Genomic DNA, 16,724 nt, shown 5'->3' with positions numbered 1-16,724 from the left:
CGTGCAGCGGGGCGGCACCCCGACGGCTGTTGACCGGATCCTGGCTTCTTACATGGGCAAGGCCGCGATTGATGCCATCATGCGCGGCAAATCCAATGTCATGGTGGCCGGACAGGATGACCGCTTTTATACCATCCCTTTAGGGGAGGTTATAAACGGACACAAGACGCCTGAACTGGGAATGTTTGAGATTGCGCGGGTATTATCGACTTAAAAACCGGTTTGCATAAGGGAGGCTAGCAATTGCGCAAGACGAAAATAATCTGCACCGTCGGCCCGGCCAGCGAAGCGGTCGAGGTGCTGCAAAAAATGATCAGAGCGGGCATGAACGTAGCCCGATTAAATTTCTCCCACGGCACCCATAGCGAACATAGGCAGCGGGTGGACAATATTCGCGCTGCCGCTAAAGCATCCGGCGCAACTGTAGCTATTATGCTGGACACCAAAGGACCGGAGATTCGAACCGGTACTCTGCGACAAGGCCTGATAAATCTCAAAGCCGGGGATGTGTTTACCCTTACCACTCGTGAAGTGCCCGGCGATGAAAAACAGGTCATGGTCAGCTACCCCAATTTGCCGGCTGAAATGAGTAAAGGGGACTGCATTCTCCTGGCAGACGGTTTGATCAGCCTGCAAGTCGAGGAGACCACCGGTACGGACATCGTCTGCCGGGTCTTAAACGGCGGGGAATTAGGCGAGCGCAAAGGGATAAATGTGCCCGGGGTCAGGGTTAACCTTCCTTTTTTAAGTGAAAAGGACCGGCAGGATATTGAGTTTGCCATTAAACATCAGCTTGACTTTATTGCCGCTTCTTTTGCGCGTTCAGCGGAGGATATCCTGGAGATACGGCGCATACTGGAAGAAAATCATGCTGATATAGATATTATTGCCAAGATTGAAAGTCAGGAAGGGGTCGACAATCTAGAAGGCATTATAAAGGTTGTTGACGGGATGATGGTGGCTCGCGGAGATCTGGGGGTGGAGATTCCGGCCGAAGAAGTGCCGCTGGTGCAGAAGCAGATTATCAAGCAATGCATTGCTGCCGGCAAGACGGTTATCATCGCCACCCAGATGCTGGAGTCGATGATAAACAATCCCCGACCCACCCGGGCTGAGGTTTCAGATGTGGCCAACGCAATATTCGATGGCGCCGATGCCATCATGCTCTCCGGGGAAACCGCGGCAGGTAAATACCCGGTGCAGGTGGTCGAAACCATGGCGCGTGTCGCCCGCCGGGCTGAAGATGTCTTGCCATATGAGGATTTTTTGCGGGAAAAGCGTTTTTTAGGCACTTCCACAGTGGCCGATGCCATCAGTTACGCCACCTGCACCACCGCCATGAATCTGGATGCGTCGGCTATTCTGAGCGCCACACACACCGGCCACACCGCCAGGCTGATATCGAAATACCGGCCCCAGGCTACCATCGTGGCCGCTACTCCCAAACCCCGCATTCTGAACAAACTGGCTCTGGTATGGGGGGTATATCCGACCCTGATAGCGGGCAGCTCCAGCACTGACGAGCTGTTTGAGCAGTCGGTTCAGGCCGCCTTACAAGGAAGTTATATCAAACATGGTGACCTGGTGGTCTTGACCGCCGGCATTCCGGCAGGCACCCCTGGAGGAACTAATCTACTGAAGGTTTATGTGGTGGGAGACATTGTGGCTCGGGGCAGCGGAATCGGGCACGAACCTGTTATGGGGCGTGCAGTGGTGATTCAGAATGATCATGACCTGCACCGTCTGGTGGAAGGTGATATTGTAGTCTTAGCCCATGCAAACAGCAGCCTGGTGCCATACCTTGACAGAATAAAGGCTATTATAACCGAAGCCGGGGGGCTTACATCTGACGCTGCGATTATGGGATTGAACTATAAAATACCGGTGGTGGTTGGAGTGCAGGATGCCACCCAAGTGCTTAAAGACGGGATGTTAATTACCGTGGATACCCCTCGCGGCGCCATATACCGGGGTTTCGCCCGGGTGAAATAATGGGTCTTTAGCATTCTTTTACTATTTGTGATAGGCTTCTACACTTGTGAAAAAATATTCAAAAAGAAGGATTTTGGAAAAGTGATGTAGAAGGAATTATCACGCCACAAATATATATATATTAGGAGGGAATTGGGAATGAAAATTATGGTTTTGGGTGCTGGGACAATGGGTGCCGGTATTGTGCAGACTGCCGCTCAGGCTGGCCACACAGTAATTGTGCGCGACATTAAGCAGGAATTTGTAGACAAAGGTATTGCCGGTATTGACAAACTGTTGGGCAAGAACGTAGACAAAGGCAAAATGAGCGCAGAGGACAAAGCTGCGGTTATGGGCAGAATCAGTGGCACCGTTGACATGGCTGCCGCGGCTGATTGCGATCTGGTCATTGAAGCTGCTCTGGAAGTTATGGATATTAAAAAGACCATCTTCAAAGAACTGGATGAGATCTGCAAACCCGAATGTATTCTGGCCTCCAACACATCCGCATTGAGCGTGACCGAAATAGCTGCCGCTACAGGCAGAGCCGACAAAGTTATCGGCATGCACTTCTTCAATCCGGTACCGGCCATGAAACTGGTTGAAGTCATCCGCGGCGCCAACACCAGCCAGGCTACCTATGACTTCATCAAAGACCTTTCCGTTCAGATGGGCAAAGCCCCGGTAGAAATCAATGAAGCCCCTGGCTTTGTGGTAAACCGCCTCTTGATCCCCATGCTGAATGAAGGTATGTATGCTTTAATGGAAGGCGTAGCCAATGAGGCTGACATCGACACCTCCATGAAGTTTGGCGCCGGGCATCCCATGGGACCGCTGGCCCTGGCTGACATGATCGGTCTGGACATCTGCCTGAAGATCATGGAAACCCTTTACAAAGAATTTGGTGATCCCAAATATCGCCCCTGTCCGCTGTTGGTTAAATATGTTCGCGCAGGCAAACTGGGCCGCAAGACCGGCGAGGGATTCTTCAAATACTAGAATTCATTCTATTCGGAAATCATTACGGAGCCAACCAGCGGTTGGCTCCGTTATTTCATGTCAAAGGACGGGGTTGGCGACCCAGCTAGTTCAGGCTGGCCTGGCGGGTTGTATTATCGACTTTGAGAAGTTTGGCTTCTTCCATTATGAAGTGAAGTGTTTTGGAATCCAACAAACCGGTGGCGTCCAGGGCGTGCTTTTGCTGAAACCCTTTTATAAATGCAGATAAGTCGGCTTCGTCAGTCATGCCCAGGCTTTTAAGCATTTCTATAATCTGCTTCTTTTCTGCTGATGTAATTACCATTACATCAGCGCTGGATACCGGACTGCCCCCATAGATTGCCGAGGTTGCGGGGGAATTGGCTTCGGTATCTGCTTTAACCGCTTCTGCAGGCTGCCCCTGCACAATCATCTGCTGACTCTGGGATTTTTCAGTCTGATTCAATATATAGGGGAAGTTAGCGGCCACCCCAAGAGTGGAGCCGGTAACAATCGCCGCCGTGATGACCAATGTTAGAAATATGTGATGTTCCAATCGCATTTATATGCCTCCATGACTATTGCGCATTTTAATTGTACAACAGTCATGAATTTATTTCAATAGGCTAACAATATAGTGCTATAGTCCCCATAATTATGACTGACTAGCAGGAGGGGCCTGAACTTGCTGAGGTTGGTTGTCAAGCTGACCCAATTTCTGCCTGGTTACGGCAACCAGGAGCAGCAGACCGGGGATGAGGTACTCGGTGAATAATGCCAATCCCGGGAAGGAATCACCGACATGGCTGAACAGATCAGTAGCACTGGGATAAAATACCTGTGATAAAATTAAGAGCAACATCGCAACCGGTAGGATTAAAGCCCGGTTGGAGTTGAATCCGCATAGCTGGGATAAACCTATAGTAAGTGCAAACTGACCCAGGGTGACTTTACCCCAGAAAATCAGGATCCAGGTTGTGGCAAGGACGATTTTAATTCCGGTGGCCTCTAAATAATCGCCCAGCGAAAATATCGAAAAATAACTCCTGGCCGTAGTCTCGACGCCCATAATGGTGATGCACAATACTATGGTTAAAGAGATAAAAATAGTAAGCAGGACCAAGGCGATAATCCCGCCTGCCAGGGCATCGCGCCGGCTGTGGACATAGGGAAAAAGAATCACCAGAAATAGCATTTCTCCTTTAAAAGCATGGGACAAAAGTCCGCTTTTAAGAATCGCGCTCAGACCAGATTCTCCGACCGGCTGCAGGATGGAGAGATTTACCATCGGTGCAGCCATAAATACGGCTGCTGCGAAAAAGACCACTGTGATGAGCCATACATACCATATACTGCGGCTGATACACTCGATTCCATAAGATACCGCGTAGGTGGTAGCTATTAATAGCAGCAACCCCACCGCTAACTCCGGGGTCAGCCGAAAGATGCCGATCCCAAACAATAGGGCCAGAGCTTCGGCCAACACTGTCACCGTAAACCACAGGAAAAAAAGTATATAGCCAAACCCGATCAATTTACCCATAAATTTGCCCATGATCAAAGGAAGGTACTCGATAAAGCCCTTATCCGGGAAGATACTTCCCAGCCAGCAGCATACAAAAATGACATATAAGCCCAGCAAAAATGAAGTAAACGGTGTAATCCAGGCATCATGCCGGGCCGTATCAACAGTTATATAAGGAGTGAACAAAACCGAGGTAGTCCCTACGAGGGTCACCAGTATGGCGACTATGGTATAAGCACCGATTTTATATGTACTGCTTTCTTTCAATACCATTTCCTCCTGAAACGAATTAGCCGAATAAACCCTCCAAGTAATGAGTAACCGGCGTAAACATGATCTCAACCCCTTCTTTTAAAGTTGGCAGTTGCCAATCCTGCATAAAAGCTATACCGTACACCAGGCTTATAAGCAAAAGGCCGGCTGTCACAAACAATTCTCCCCAGTATTTCCGATGAGCCAGGTAAGAAATCTCAATAAAGGCTATTATAAGCAACAATACTATATAGAAATAGATCAAAAACAATCCTCCCTTGAGGTTTATGGTTCGGTCTCAAAATCTATCGGTCGGGATGTCAGATTGGTAAGTCTGATGGTAGTATTCACTTCGAGGTTTACCGGTATCTCAGGGAAAACCTCGTCCCAGTCCGGTCTCATCTGTTGCCATAGTTCCGGGTATTTGTGGTGAATAGCCTGGCCAAAGCCAAAAGGATCTACCTGCATTTGCTTTTGGGCTTTATCAAGGGCCGATTGAACCTCTCTGATTACCGCCTGATTCTGGGCCTCCTCAATTTTTTGAATATCTTCGGTGTCATCCATGGGAAAACTGCGGGTCACTTCTTGAACCACGGTTTCCGCATCAATCTTGACATTCACTATTATTTGGCCATTTTCCAGCACAGGTGTTACTTTGGTATGGGTCCTATATATTTCTGTTGCTGCCATCCCGTTCTCAACACCGGGCAGGGAAAACTTTATTATGCCTTGTTTTACCTCGTTTCGCAGCCATAACAGGCCGCGGCTCTCCTGCTGGTTAAGCCATCCCACCATTTTGTCATTTTTAAACAAAGCCGTTCCATTAATAGCTAGCCTATTAGCAGGCTCAGGGACCTGGCCGTCGAGTATCCCATGTCCGGCTTCAACCGGCCGGGAAGGATTGGGGGTAGCCTCGAGGACGGCGGTAAAGGGCTGTTCGGAGGTGCACTCCAGCGTTCTAATAAATTCTCCCAATCTAAGGGGCGCATAAGAGGAAACAACGTCCTGGTGCTCCAATACATTACTGACCCGCAGGGTAGGAATCGGTGAAATAACTCCCGGAGTATCCATCAGGCTTGCCATGTCTTTGCCGCGCCCCACCAGGAGCCAGATATTGGGTTTAAACTGAGGATCGCGGCTTATATAATCGGAGATTTCCGTAATACCACGTTCGCGGGCGAATTCTTCAGATACGATTAGAACTTCGGTATGGGCAAAAAAACGCCGGGCTACAGTTTCCTGAGGAAGCTGTTTGACAGCATCATAAACGGAATCCGCCTCTATCACCTGATTGCGGTAGGGCTTTTGAAAAGTTATGGTATTCTCTCCGCTGCCTCCGCCGCCCCCGCCGCCCTGTATCGAAGTATTGATGTATTGAAACACCACCCTTATCCGATTATTGCCGGCCGACTCGATGGCGATACCATGCACAATCCCCAATTCCTCAACCTCGCGCCGATCCCAGCAACCGGTTAAGAGCAGGCTTGCACAGAGCAGCAAGATAAGGACGACGGATTGTTTAATCATGTCTGCTTCCTCCCACCATTATTGCTGCCCTGCTGAGGGCCTGGTTTCAAGCCGGGAGCCATGCGGGTAGGGTTGAGCTGTCCGTACTCCCGCGGCCGCATATTCATTTTCCACTGTGGAGCGCGCACCAGTATATCCTTTAAATCTTTGGTCTGCAGAGGGGCCAGGGGGGATAGATAAGGGACGCTAAAAGAACGTAAGTTGACAGTATGGATCACCAGCAGGATAAAACCGATTGACACCCCGAACAGGCCGAAGGCGCCTGCCAACAGCATCAAGGGAAAACGAAATAAGCGGATGGTTATGCCCAGACTATATGAAGGTATGGTAAAAGAGGCGATCCCGGTGGCCGCCACAACTATAACCATCAATGGGGACACAATGCCCGCAGTTACCGCCGACTGGCCGATGACCAGGGCTCCTGCGATGCTCACCGCCTGGCCGATAGCCCGGGGCAGGCGTACCCCGGCCTCCCGCAATACTTCGAATATAAACTCCATCATCAACGCCTCTATCAGCGTAGAGAACGGCAAGCCCTGGCGATAGGCCGATATGCTTACCAGGAGGCGGGTGGGGATCATTTCCTGGTGAAAGGTGGTTATAGCGATATATAGAGAAGGAAGAAAAAGTGAAATCCCGAAAGATATCCAGCGCACATGGCGCAAAGCAGTACTTAATATGTAGCGCTCATAGTGATCTTCAGGCGAATTGATAAAGGAGGCCAACTGCGCTGGCATGATTAAGGCAAAAGGACTGCCGTCGCAGAGGATGGCCACTTGTCCTTCCAATAAGGACCCAGCTACCCTATCCGGCCTTTCAGTATGGTGCATCTGCGGAAAGGGTGAAAAGGGGTGATCTTCGATCAGTTCCTCCAGATAACCGCTTTCCAAAACGCCATCTATATCGATACGCTGCAGGCGTTGTTTGACTTCGTTGACCAGATCAGGGGCGGCTATGCCCTCGATATAGACCAGGGCAACATCGGTAGCTGTGATCCTTCCTATAGGCATAGTTGAAAACCTCAGCCGGGGATGCTTAATGCGCCGGCGGATCATGGTCATATTGGTTTTCAAGGTTTCATTAAAGCCTTCTCTGGGTCCTCTGACCAGCACTTCGGAAGGGGGCTCGCTGATGGCCCGCTCGGCGTGCGCCTTGATGTCGATGAGGAAGGCTGCATTCAGGCCTTCTACCAGTAATATAACCTCTCCTGACAGCACACTGGCAACCAACTGTTTTATATTGCATGATTCACATACATTTGAGGCGGTAAGGACGGAATTCAGGATATCATCTCGAATACTGCTTTTGCCGGCTTTCAAATCACCCTGTTTTGTAAAGAGCATCAGAGACTTGATGATGTCCTCATTTAGAACTGGCGTGTCCACCAAACCCTCGATATAGACGATGCAGGCCGGGTTATTCGGGCTTGGTCCCAAGCGGATACGGCGGTATATTATATCTACCTGCTCACCCAGAATTGATTTCAGCTGCTGAATATTTTCATCAAGATGGAGGCTTACCGGCGTATCAGGCAGAGCCCCCGTATATACGGGTACATTAGCAGTATTGGCATTGGCGCCTTCAGCAGGGGAGTTATTAGGGGATATTCCTTTTTTGGCTAACCATTGGAACCATTTCATGATAAATGCGTCTCTCCCAGTAATAGTCAGTCTTATTATTTTGAAAAAGACCCGTTTTCATGCAGGAAAGGAAAGGAGAGGCCACATATTTTGCCGTATTCGTGACTCGTTACGTTGTTTGAGGAGAGATTTGTCATTGTTAGCTAACGATAGATTTCGATTAATAGTCAGTTATGAAACGTTACGATTGGTGTAGTTGCAAAAATTGTTGACAGTTTTCGTATTATATCATGTTATGTAGTGTTATGTTATGTTATACTATAATCGGTTGAAATAATATATCAGAAGTCAGAGATTCCATGCCAATCACTCTTAATAGTTGTCTGCCCACCGTAACACTAAATTGGTCAACGGACATCTCTTAATTTGAAATTAGAGTCCCTTCTGTCTGTTGGGGAGACTATCTCCATTTTATTACAGAACTTCATCAGAACCTGAAAAGTGGGGCTGCAAGTTGGAAGTTAACCGGGATGAATCTTTAGTTAATACACCCGCCGACAATGATAAGTTAATCATTGCCGGCTCAGGAAATGTTGCTTGGAACATTTATAAAATCGCGGCTATTCTGGGCTACCGGATAACTGTAATTGACCACAGAGCTATAACGCTTACCCGGGAAAGATTTCCTGAAGCCAGCGAACTGTTGTGGGGAGACGTTGTCGCGTTGCTGAGAGCTTGTGATATTGACGAGACCACTAGCATTGTATTAGCTACGTATAACCATGAATTTGATCCCCCAGCATTGCATGCGGTAATCAAATCGCCAGCCAGATACATAGGAATTTTAGGCAACAAACGTAAGGTAACCGCCTATTTTAGCCAACTGAAAATTTCGGGGATTGCGGATGAACTTCTCGAACGGGTTCATTTACCTATTGGCCTTGATATCGGAGGACAGACGGCGGCAGAAATAGCCTTGGCGACTGTAGCTGAAATACAAGCTGTTAAATACCGGCGTTGCGGAGGATTTATTTCTGTAAAACGAAAAAGTGAGGTTTTTGAAAAACATGACGAATTGTTTTGAGCGGGATATTGAAAATGCCCATAGATTCCATGGGCACATATGCCACGGTATTGTATTCGGGGTCAGAATGGCTCGTGCCGGGCTTAATTACCTGGGCATCGACGATCCTTTGCGGAACCGGGATTTTCTGGTTTATGTGGAAGCGGATCGCTGCGTGGCAGATGCGGTATCTTCGGTTACCGGCTGCTCTCTTGGGAAACGGCGCCTAAAATGGATGGATTACGGGAAAATGGCGGCTACATTTATAGATATGAACAGTCATGAGGGGATTAGAATCGCAGTAGCAGCCAAACAAAATGCCCCTGAAAACGGTGACATTGTCGCCTTTTGGAACGCCATTCCGGACGAGGAATTATTCAAAGTCGAAGCTGTAAGAGTCAATCTGAAACCGGAAGACCTTCCCGGCAAGCCTTTAAGTCGGGTTAAATGTGAGAGATGCGGAGAAAGTGTCATGGATAGCAGGGAGATACTGCTGGGCGGCCGGATCTTGTGCCGGGCCTGCGCTAATGGCGCATATTACGAAAAGCTATAGACAATGAGGGAATCGCCGTGTGGGAAATCTATAACGAACTGATCGAATTGATACCTGAGGGGCTAAATGTACTGGATTGCATGGTCGGTCTCCACTGGACCTTAATTCGCTCGCCCAAAGGGATCGGCACGGCAATGACCTTGAAAGGGGGCAGGTCTGAAAACAAGCCTGCCAGTGTTGTCGGCATGCCGCTTAAAGAGCTGGCTGCTTACGTCAAATCGTGGGATATGGGCCTGGCTTCCCTGGGGCAGGCAGCTATTAACTCGGTGTTAAATGTCCCGGATAATATTATGTCGATTACCGGTCAAGATTTTATTAAAACCTCAGAAGCAAACGATGCCAATGCGTTTGTCCGATTCTTACCGGAAATGGCCGGCAAAAATGTAGCAGTTATCGGGCATTTTCCCGGAATCGAATCCCTCCATCCAATATGTCATCTATCTATAATCGAAAGAAATCCTCAGTCTGGTGATTATCCCGATTCAGCCAGTGAATATATCCTACCCCACCAAGATTATGTTTTTATTACCGGCACTGCATTTATCAATAAGACCATGCCCAGGCTTCTGGAAGTTTCCAATCATGCCCAAGTAATACTGGTCGGACCCAGCGTACCCATGACTGCGATTCTTTTCAATTATGGGATAGAAGCCTTGGCGGGGATGGTTATTCGCGACGAGAAGGAATGCTGGCAAGTTGTCCGGGAAGGCGGAAAGACCAAGGCGTTCAAGCAAGGGGGACAAATGGTCTGTATCAGACGTTAATGGAACCATTGGTACGGGGAAAGCGGATGCACAAATATTTTAACCGCTTGGACTTAGGAATAACACAGCTAATGGTTTTATTGATCATTCCGATCGCGGTGTTTCTCTTTTCATTTGCCATTGGCCGCTACGGGATCCCCTTGCCCGAACTGCTAGCCACTCTATACAACCATTATTTCAGCCCGGGCGCTGCAGGGGCCAGCAATTTGGATACAGTTGTGTTCAATATCAGGCTGCCGCGCATCACTGTCGCGATGCTGGTCGGTGCAGCCCTGTCCATAGCCGGGGCGGCTTACCAGGGGATGTTTAAAAACCCCCTGGTGTCGCCCGACATCCTGGGGGCCTCAGCGGGAGCCGGGTTCGGAGCCTGCCTGACGATTTTTCTGTCTCAGTCGATCTATGTTGTCCAGGCCAGTGCCTTTGCCTTCGGTCTGATTGCCGTGCTCTTAGCCGTTTTAATCAATGAGCACCTTGATTATGATCCCACCCTGGGTTTGGTGCTGGGCGGCATATTGATCAGTACCCTATTTTCTTCAGGAACCGGAGCGATCAAGTATTTCGCCGACAGCAATGACAAACTGCCGGAGATTACTTTCTGGTTGATGGGCAGTCTTGCCTCGGTGGATAAAAGGGATATCGAGAGCATCCTGTTGCCAATGCTCATAGGCTTTAGTGCCCTTTACCTGGTGAGGTGGAAACTGAATGTGCTCGCTTTTGGAGAAGATGAAGCACGAACTTTAGGTATTAACACCCGCCGGCTAAGATGGATCGTGATTATAGGCTCAACTCTGATCACTGCGGCTGCGGTCTCCGTGTGCGGCATAGTCGGTTGGATAGGCTTGGTCGTTCCACACCTGGCCCGGGCTATGGTCGGACCTAATTACCGGGTGTTGCTGCCAGTAAGCGGGATCCTGGGGGCCAGCTACCTGCTGTTAGTCGATGATATGGCCCGCTGCCTGGCCTCGGTGGAAGTGCCTCTGGGAATACTTACTGCACTTCTGGGGGTGCCATTTTTCATACTGATATTCAAAAACAGCGTCAGGGGGTGGAAATAATATAAACGGGCAAAACAGCGGAGTATATCAACATCGGTCCGGGGGGTGAAGATTTGCTTGAGATCAGGGGAATAAGCTTTGGATATCCGTCGCATCAGGTAATTCAAAATGCAAGCTTTACAATGTACGGCGGCGAGTTCCTCTGTGTTCTAGGGCCGAATGGATGCGGGAAAACCACTCTGTTGAAAAATATTCTGGGCTTATTATCGCCCTCCTCAGGGTCTATCCTGATCGGGGGAGAAGACATTCAGTCATGGTCTTTGACCAGGCGTGCTCAAATTATGGCCTACATACCTCAGGCGCATGTACCGCCTTTTCCATTCAAGGTCATTGACGTTGTTCTGACCGGAAGGACCGCTTATCTTGCGAGGATGGGGGTGCCCGGGGAAGAGGATGTACGTATAGCCGAGGATTCACTGGCAGAATTGAATATCAGCTATTTAAAGGACAGGATTTACACCAAAATTAGTGGCGGCGAAAGGCAGCTAGTTCTGATCGCCCGGGCTTTGGCGCAGCAGCCGCAGATATTGATAATGGACGAACCTACGGCCAACCTGGATTTCGGCAGAGAGCACCAGGTGCTTGAACATTTGCGCGATCTTTCCGGGAAAGGGATGAGCATACTCATGGTAACTCATGACCCCGACCAGGCTTTCTATTGTGCTCATAGGGTGGTGCTGATGAAAGATGGGGGATTACTGGATGTGGGTATTCCCGGAGATGTGATCACCGAGGATTCGATGTTCAGTATGTACGCAATCCGAGCAAGGATCGGCGGCATAAAAGTGTCTGAGAATAAAACGGTTGAGGTATGTGTTCCAGTTCCCAAGACTATCGATAACGTCGCCAGTTCTTAAAGAAACCAAGTAAGAGAAATGGGGGAAGGATTTGTAATGTTGAAAACGAAAAATGGCAGAATCGCAGTCGTCATGCTCATGATATTCATAATGGCTTGCACCCTTGTCAGCGGCTGTGCCCCAAGCACCACCACAAGCACATCCCAATCCACCAGGACCATAACCGATGATGCTGGCCGGTCAGTGACCATACCCGTTACTATTGATAAAGTCTATTACACCAGCCCCATAGGTATGATAATGGTATATTGTCTCGCTCCGGAAAAGATGGCGGGATCATCTATGCAATTTTCCGATAAAGAAAAAAGATACCTTCTGCCTGCGGTGCAGCAGTTGCCTTACCTGGGCGGGGTACAGATGAATGCGAAGATCAATACCGAGGAACTGGTTAAGGCCAAACCGGATGTCATATTCTCGATCGGACCTGATCCGGTCAGTGATTCGTCAATAAGCACTGCCGACCAACTGCAGCAACAACTGAATATCCCGGTGATAGTGCTGGATAATGATATCAATAAAACTGAAAAGACCCTGACCTTCCTCGGCCAGCTTCTAGGGGCCGAAGAACGGGCTGCGGAATTAATCGCCTATTGCAATGAGACCCTGCAGGAAGTCACCGATATAACCCAAAATATCCCCGATAACAAGAAATTACGGGTATACTACGCTGAAGGCCCGGAAGGCCTGGCAACCGAACCCAAAAGCTCCCCCCATGGGTTGCTGTTAAATCTGGTTAATACAGTCAATGTGGCTGATGTGGCAGCCAAAGGCGGCAGCGGTATGAGCAGCGTATCCCTGGAACAGGTGCTGAAATGGAATCCCGAGGTGATCCTGGCCTGGGGAGCCGACCGGGGAGGTGCTTATGACAAGATCCTCACCAGTGCTGATTGGAGAAATATCAGCGCGGTCAAAACACAAAAGGTGTATGAAATTCCTAATTACCCCTTCAACTGGTTCGACCGTCCACCTTCAATTAACCGTTTCCTGGGCCTGAAATGGCTGACCTATACTTTTTATCCCGAACTGTATAAAATCGATATGGTCAAAGAAGTTAAGGATTTCTATAAACTTTTTTATCATGTAGACCTGAGCGATCAGGATGCCAGAGATTTGCTTAAAAGCTCCCTCCACTAACATATCCGGGGCTAGCGAGGGGTGCAGCTGTTCTGCTGCACCCCTCGCTCAATTTATTCAATATATTTTCCCCAACTTCAAGCGTTTTAAAGGATAAATCGCAGCAATGGCTCATATTGCTCAGAACGTAAACATCCTGCTAAATGGCTTTCATAAGCCTGCCGCCTCTTTATACGTTATGGATCAACCTGGTATGGCCGGCGAACCACAATATTCGCAAGTTCCTCCTGAACCAACATGAATCCTGGCTCCACAACTTGCGCATACGGTCTGCTTCAATTCAGTGGTCTCCGATTTCCCGGCTTCTCCGCCTGCACCAGCCTGATCGGACAGTACAACATTCACCTGAATTGATTCTTTATTATTGTCGGTTTGAGAATTCTTTTTACCGGCATAGATTAATCCCGCACCCACAACCGCGAAGAATATGACCATGGATATATCCATTCCATCCATACCTTCCGCAAGACTGACCATTAAACCCAAAAATGCGAAAGCCACACATACCCAACCGAGAACGGCAAAAATCGTCTTAAAAAACCTTGCCATTACGCAATCAACTCCTTATAAAAATTTAACCCCTCATCAAGCTTTAGTAGAGGCGCTTATTAGCAAAGCCATGATGGCTGCCGCTGCAATTCCGATCATAGTGACCTGGATGGTTATAAATGCATTTAAATTGCCGGCAAACAACGGCTTAAACACCGCCAGCAATACGGTTATCACAAAATAGATGAACAAGGTGGAGGTTATTCCCGCTTTCAGCAAAGTTGCATTCAATGTTTCTATACGGACGCGCATGAGGATGAGCCCGCCGATCAAGGCCACTTCCGAAATTAAGACAAACAGTAGAGAAAGCCAATGCAGCGTGGTTTTTTCTCCGCTTGAGAAGCCGACCAGGAATATGACCAGGGTAACTGCAATGATGATTATGCCTATGGCCAATGTCAAAAGCATTTTCATTTTATCCGGCATAATGTCATTTAGCCTCCCTCCACAGCTTATTACAGTTTGTTCCCGCAATCGGGACAGAATTTGAGCGTCCCCTTTATTTCAGCGTTGCAGCCCGGGCATTTTTTGACCAGCGGAAGACCACACTCCGGGCAAAATTTGGCCGGTGCTTTTTCGATCATAAACCCGCATCCCGGGCACGGTTGGGGCATCATACTCCCACAGGACGGGCATACGCCGGCGCCTGACGGCACATCAGCCCGGCAATTGGGACAAGGGATGTAGACATCTCCGCATTCCGGGCAGAATTTAGCTCCCTTAGCAATAACAGCCCCGCAGCCGCTGCATTTGACGACTTCATTGCTATTGCTGGCCGCTTCACTGTTATCGTGGCCGCAATTGCCGCAGAATCTGGCCTCCTTTTCCATGCTGGCATTGCATTGGCGGCATGCTTTCATTTCCTTGTTAACATTGATGTTCTGACTTATGCCCCCCATCTGTGAACCAAAGCTGCCTCCGACGCCGACGCCCATGCCCAAGCCGATCCCTGCGCCCATCATGCCGGACTGGATGGAGCCCGGATTGGTTGCCGCTCCTTCCAGGGTGTCAAAAGACCGCTCCTGAATGTAGTTGTAGCCGACTATATCCATTTCCGCACGTTTGGCCAACGCCGATTTGAGCTGGATGACAGCCGGGTCATCCTCAGGCACGTTAATGTCGTTCACATAAAAGTTGATCAGTTGAATGCCGTAATCATCCAGAACCGGGACCATCTTTGCTTTGATGTGATCGGATAATTCGTCAAGGTAGGCATTAATCTCCAACAGGCTGATCTGTTTGTTGATCAAATAAGAAGCTATGGAATCTTTGGCCTTGGTTAAATACAAGCCACGGAAATAATTCCCCAGGTTTTCTTTGTCGAAAACGGGCAAGGTACCGACCAGTTTGATAAGAAACTTTTTGGAGTCTTCGATTCGAATGCCGAATTGCCCGAAAGAACGCAGCGGTACAAACACTTTGTATTTCGGGTCCTGCAATTGGATCGGGGAAGCGGTGCCCCATTTTACATCCAGCGAATGCACTTTGTTTACGTACCACACCTCGGCAGTAAAAGGAGAGTGCCCTCCGAAAGGAAGATTGATGATATTGTTTAAGATAGGAATATTCGCTGTTTCAAGCGTATGTCTGCCGCTCGGAAACACATCAAGGGCCTGCCCCCCTTTAAACAGAACCGCTTCCTGAGATTCGTTGACAATAAGCTGAGTCCAGTTCCCCAGTTCCTCACTGGGAAATTTCCAGGCAAAAACGTCTGGAGTGCCATTATACTTTACAACTTCTACTAAAGCCATCTCCATCCTCCCTAAAAGCTGATTGCATATCCTAGCGGCGCCGAACTTCTGTCCCATTTCCCCCAAATTATACTATCTTATGTTATTATTCAGTATAATTATGGTTTATTCCTATTTCATAATAAAATTTTTATCAATGATTATTTGTCCATTGATGAAAACAGGAGATGATTCCCCGGTTTGCTCTTTAGAACAAGCCGGAAAATCGTCTCCTGTGTCTGCGCAGCCATCCTGCAAGTATGAAAACCATAGGCTGGCAAAAATAAAATATTAAAGCGATTCCATTTTTTCAGGGTTTCGTGATGATTATCATAACATTGACGCTGAGTATTACGCTTTTTCGCAATTCCTTGATTAAGAAAACAGTAGTGACGATATTGTCGTTTCTGGCGATTTTATTTTTCAACCGGCAAGCCGCCAGGAAACAAAAAACATCCCCAGTCGCTTCTACTTACTGTAAGCAATGAGTATCCTGCTTTCATTTCCGGCAATTTTCTCCACGACGCCGCGCAGTTCTCCGCTCAGAATTTTGGCCACCAGCCAGGGGGGAGCATGATCGCAGAGGATTTCCAGGGTCAGAAATTCACCTTTTTTAAGAATCGGCTGCAGAATTTGTTTGGAGCTGAGCCCGTTTCCGCATCCCTGCATACCATGGAGAGAAATCCTCAGATGGCCCGGATATACCTCCTCGGCCGCCGGCCCGGGCTTTTCGTCAAGCCCATCCTCCCTGCAAGCAGATTCGGTTTCCTCGTCCAGAATCATCTGCAGAAAGGCCGGCGGTTTGCCTTTAATCTCCCAAATCGCATAACCGTGCTTTTCCAACTCAAAGTACGGCGCTCCGCTTACGGATAATGCTGCGAGCACCTTACACTCACCCAGAAAGGCAATTAATTCTTTCATTTTTAAACGCAGTTGGTGGAGATTGAAGACCTCCCCGATGCAAAAGGGCATGGCCTTTAACAGGCTCCATTGCCGGCCGGTTTTTTTATAGATGACAATCTCTGCTGAATCATGCAAGGTGGCGGTTTTCCCATGTCCTCCCAGAACCACCGCTATCTCTTCGTTCATAGGCTTTTCCTCCTCTTTCCCACTTTTCATAGGACAATTTTTAAATCACCTTTTTTATCGCTTTCACCGGGCACAGCTCTCCCCCGGCCCCGTCCAT

Annotated in this window: 17 protein-coding genes and 1 pseudogene; 9 read left to right on the top strand and 9 right to left on the bottom strand. The window is 48.7% G+C overall.

Annotated elements, in window-relative coordinates; all coding sequences use genetic code 11:
* From B2633_RS11135 to B2633_RS11125, 3 genes and pseudogenes are all read left to right on the top strand, one after another.
* Positions 1-214: pseudogene (locus B2633_RS11135) on the top strand (ATP-dependent 6-phosphofructokinase); the annotation flags it as partial.
* A gap of 29 nt (positions 215-243) precedes the next feature.
* Positions 244-1,992 (top strand): pyruvate kinase, encoded by a 1,749-nt coding sequence (gene pyk / locus B2633_RS11130; protein ID WP_483170733.1) that lies wholly within the window; start codon positions 244-246, stop codon positions 1,990-1,992.
* 138 nt (positions 1,993-2,130) lie between these two features.
* Positions 2,131-2,970, top strand: coding sequence for a 3-hydroxybutyryl-CoA dehydrogenase (locus tag B2633_RS11125; RefSeq protein WP_481041189.1), 840 nt, complete (start codon positions 2,131-2,133; stop codon positions 2,968-2,970).
* An 85-nt stretch (positions 2,971-3,055) separates the two neighbouring features.
* On the opposite strand, the gene B2633_RS11120 is transcribed toward B2633_RS11125, so the two are convergent.
* From B2633_RS11120 to B2633_RS11100, 5 genes are all read right to left on the bottom strand, one after another.
* The gene (locus B2633_RS11120) at positions 3,056-3,511 is read right to left on the bottom strand and encodes a hypothetical protein (protein ID WP_483170731.1); all 456 of its coding nucleotides are present in this window, start codon (positions 3,509-3,511) and stop codon (positions 3,056-3,058) included.
* 93 nt (positions 3,512-3,604) lie between these two features.
* Positions 3,605-4,741, bottom strand: a complete 1,137-nt coding sequence (locus tag B2633_RS11115) for a GerAB/ArcD/ProY family transporter (protein WP_483170730.1) — start codon at positions 4,739-4,741, stop codon at positions 3,605-3,607.
* 22 nt (positions 4,742-4,763) lie between these two features.
* Entirely contained in the window at positions 4,764-4,991 is a 228-nt protein-coding gene (locus B2633_RS11110; protein WP_483170729.1) for a hypothetical protein, read from the bottom strand.
* A gap of 20 nt (positions 4,992-5,011) precedes the next feature.
* Positions 5,012-6,253: a Ger(x)C family spore germination protein gene (locus tag B2633_RS11105; RefSeq protein WP_483170728.1), complete on the bottom strand. Its 1,242-nt coding sequence runs from the start codon at positions 6,251-6,253 to the stop codon at positions 5,012-5,014.
* Positions 6,250-7,893, bottom strand: a complete 1,644-nt coding sequence (locus B2633_RS11100) for a spore germination protein (RefSeq protein WP_483170727.1) — start codon at positions 7,891-7,893, stop codon at positions 6,250-6,252. Before B2633_RS11100 ends, B2633_RS11105 begins: the two co-directional genes overlap by 4 nt.
* Before the next feature lie 454 nt (positions 7,894-8,347).
* Here B2633_RS11100 and B2633_RS11095 point away from each other — a divergent pair, with 454 nt between their 5' ends.
* From B2633_RS11095 to B2633_RS11070, 6 genes are read left to right on the top strand one after another with little or no spacing between them, the layout of a single operon-like run.
* Complete coding sequence (locus B2633_RS11095) at positions 8,348-8,917, top strand: XdhC family protein (RefSeq protein ID WP_483170726.1); 570 nt, start codon at positions 8,348-8,350, stop codon at positions 8,915-8,917.
* On the top strand, positions 8,901-9,449 hold the full coding sequence (locus B2633_RS11090; RefSeq protein WP_481041175.1) for an FmdE family protein: 549 nt from the start codon (positions 8,901-8,903) through the stop codon (positions 9,447-9,449). Before B2633_RS11095 ends, B2633_RS11090 begins: the two co-directional genes overlap by 17 nt.
* 17 nt (positions 9,450-9,466) lie before the next feature.
* Entirely contained in the window at positions 9,467-10,213 is a 747-nt protein-coding gene (locus tag B2633_RS11085; protein ID WP_483170725.1) for a Rossmann-like domain-containing protein, read from the top strand.
* 26 nt (positions 10,214-10,239) lie between these two features.
* On the top strand, positions 10,240-11,268 hold the full coding sequence (locus B2633_RS11080) for a FecCD family ABC transporter permease (protein WP_483170724.1): 1,029 nt from the start codon (positions 10,240-10,242) through the stop codon (positions 11,266-11,268).
* A gap of 53 nt (positions 11,269-11,321) precedes the next feature.
* The gene (locus B2633_RS11075) at positions 11,322-12,125 is read left to right on the top strand and encodes an ABC transporter ATP-binding protein (RefSeq protein WP_483170722.1); all 804 of its coding nucleotides are present in this window, start codon (positions 11,322-11,324) and stop codon (positions 12,123-12,125) included.
* Between the two features lie 36 nt (positions 12,126-12,161).
* On the top strand, positions 12,162-13,259 hold the full coding sequence (locus B2633_RS11070; protein WP_483170721.1) for an ABC transporter substrate-binding protein: 1,098 nt from the start codon (positions 12,162-12,164) through the stop codon (positions 13,257-13,259).
* 183 nt (positions 13,260-13,442) lie between these two features.
* Here the strand turns inward: B2633_RS11070 and B2633_RS11065 are convergent, their stop codons facing one another.
* The 4 genes from B2633_RS11065 to B2633_RS11050 all read right to left on the bottom strand — a co-directional run bounded on the left by B2633_RS11065 (position 13,443) and on the right by B2633_RS11050 (position 16,627).
* Positions 13,443-13,808, bottom strand: coding sequence for a hypothetical protein (locus B2633_RS11065; protein WP_483170720.1), 366 nt, complete (start codon positions 13,806-13,808; stop codon positions 13,443-13,445).
* A gap of 36 nt (positions 13,809-13,844) precedes the next feature.
* Positions 13,845-14,234 carry a hypothetical protein gene (locus B2633_RS11060; RefSeq protein ID WP_483170719.1) on the bottom strand — a complete coding sequence of 130 codons (390 nt, stop codon included), beginning with the start codon at positions 14,232-14,234 and terminating at the stop codon, positions 13,845-13,847.
* 29 nt (positions 14,235-14,263) lie between these two features.
* A complete protein-coding gene (locus tag B2633_RS11055; RefSeq protein ID WP_483170718.1) occupies positions 14,264-15,559 on the bottom strand; it encodes an SPFH domain-containing protein in 1,296 nt (431 codons plus the stop codon).
* A 447-nt stretch (positions 15,560-16,006) separates the two neighbouring features.
* Complete coding sequence (locus tag B2633_RS11050; RefSeq protein ID WP_483170717.1) at positions 16,007-16,627, bottom strand: Fe-only nitrogenase accessory AnfO family protein; 621 nt, start codon at positions 16,625-16,627, stop codon at positions 16,007-16,009.
* Between the last annotated feature and the right edge of the window lie 97 nt (positions 16,628-16,724).

The organism is Syntrophomonas sp. UBA1041 (assembly GCF_002316705.1).
In the GTDB taxonomy this organism is placed as follows: Bacteria; Bacillota; Syntrophomonadia; order Syntrophomonadales; family Syntrophomonadaceae; genus DTU019.
This window is presented reverse-complemented; position numbering and strand designations above follow the sequence as displayed.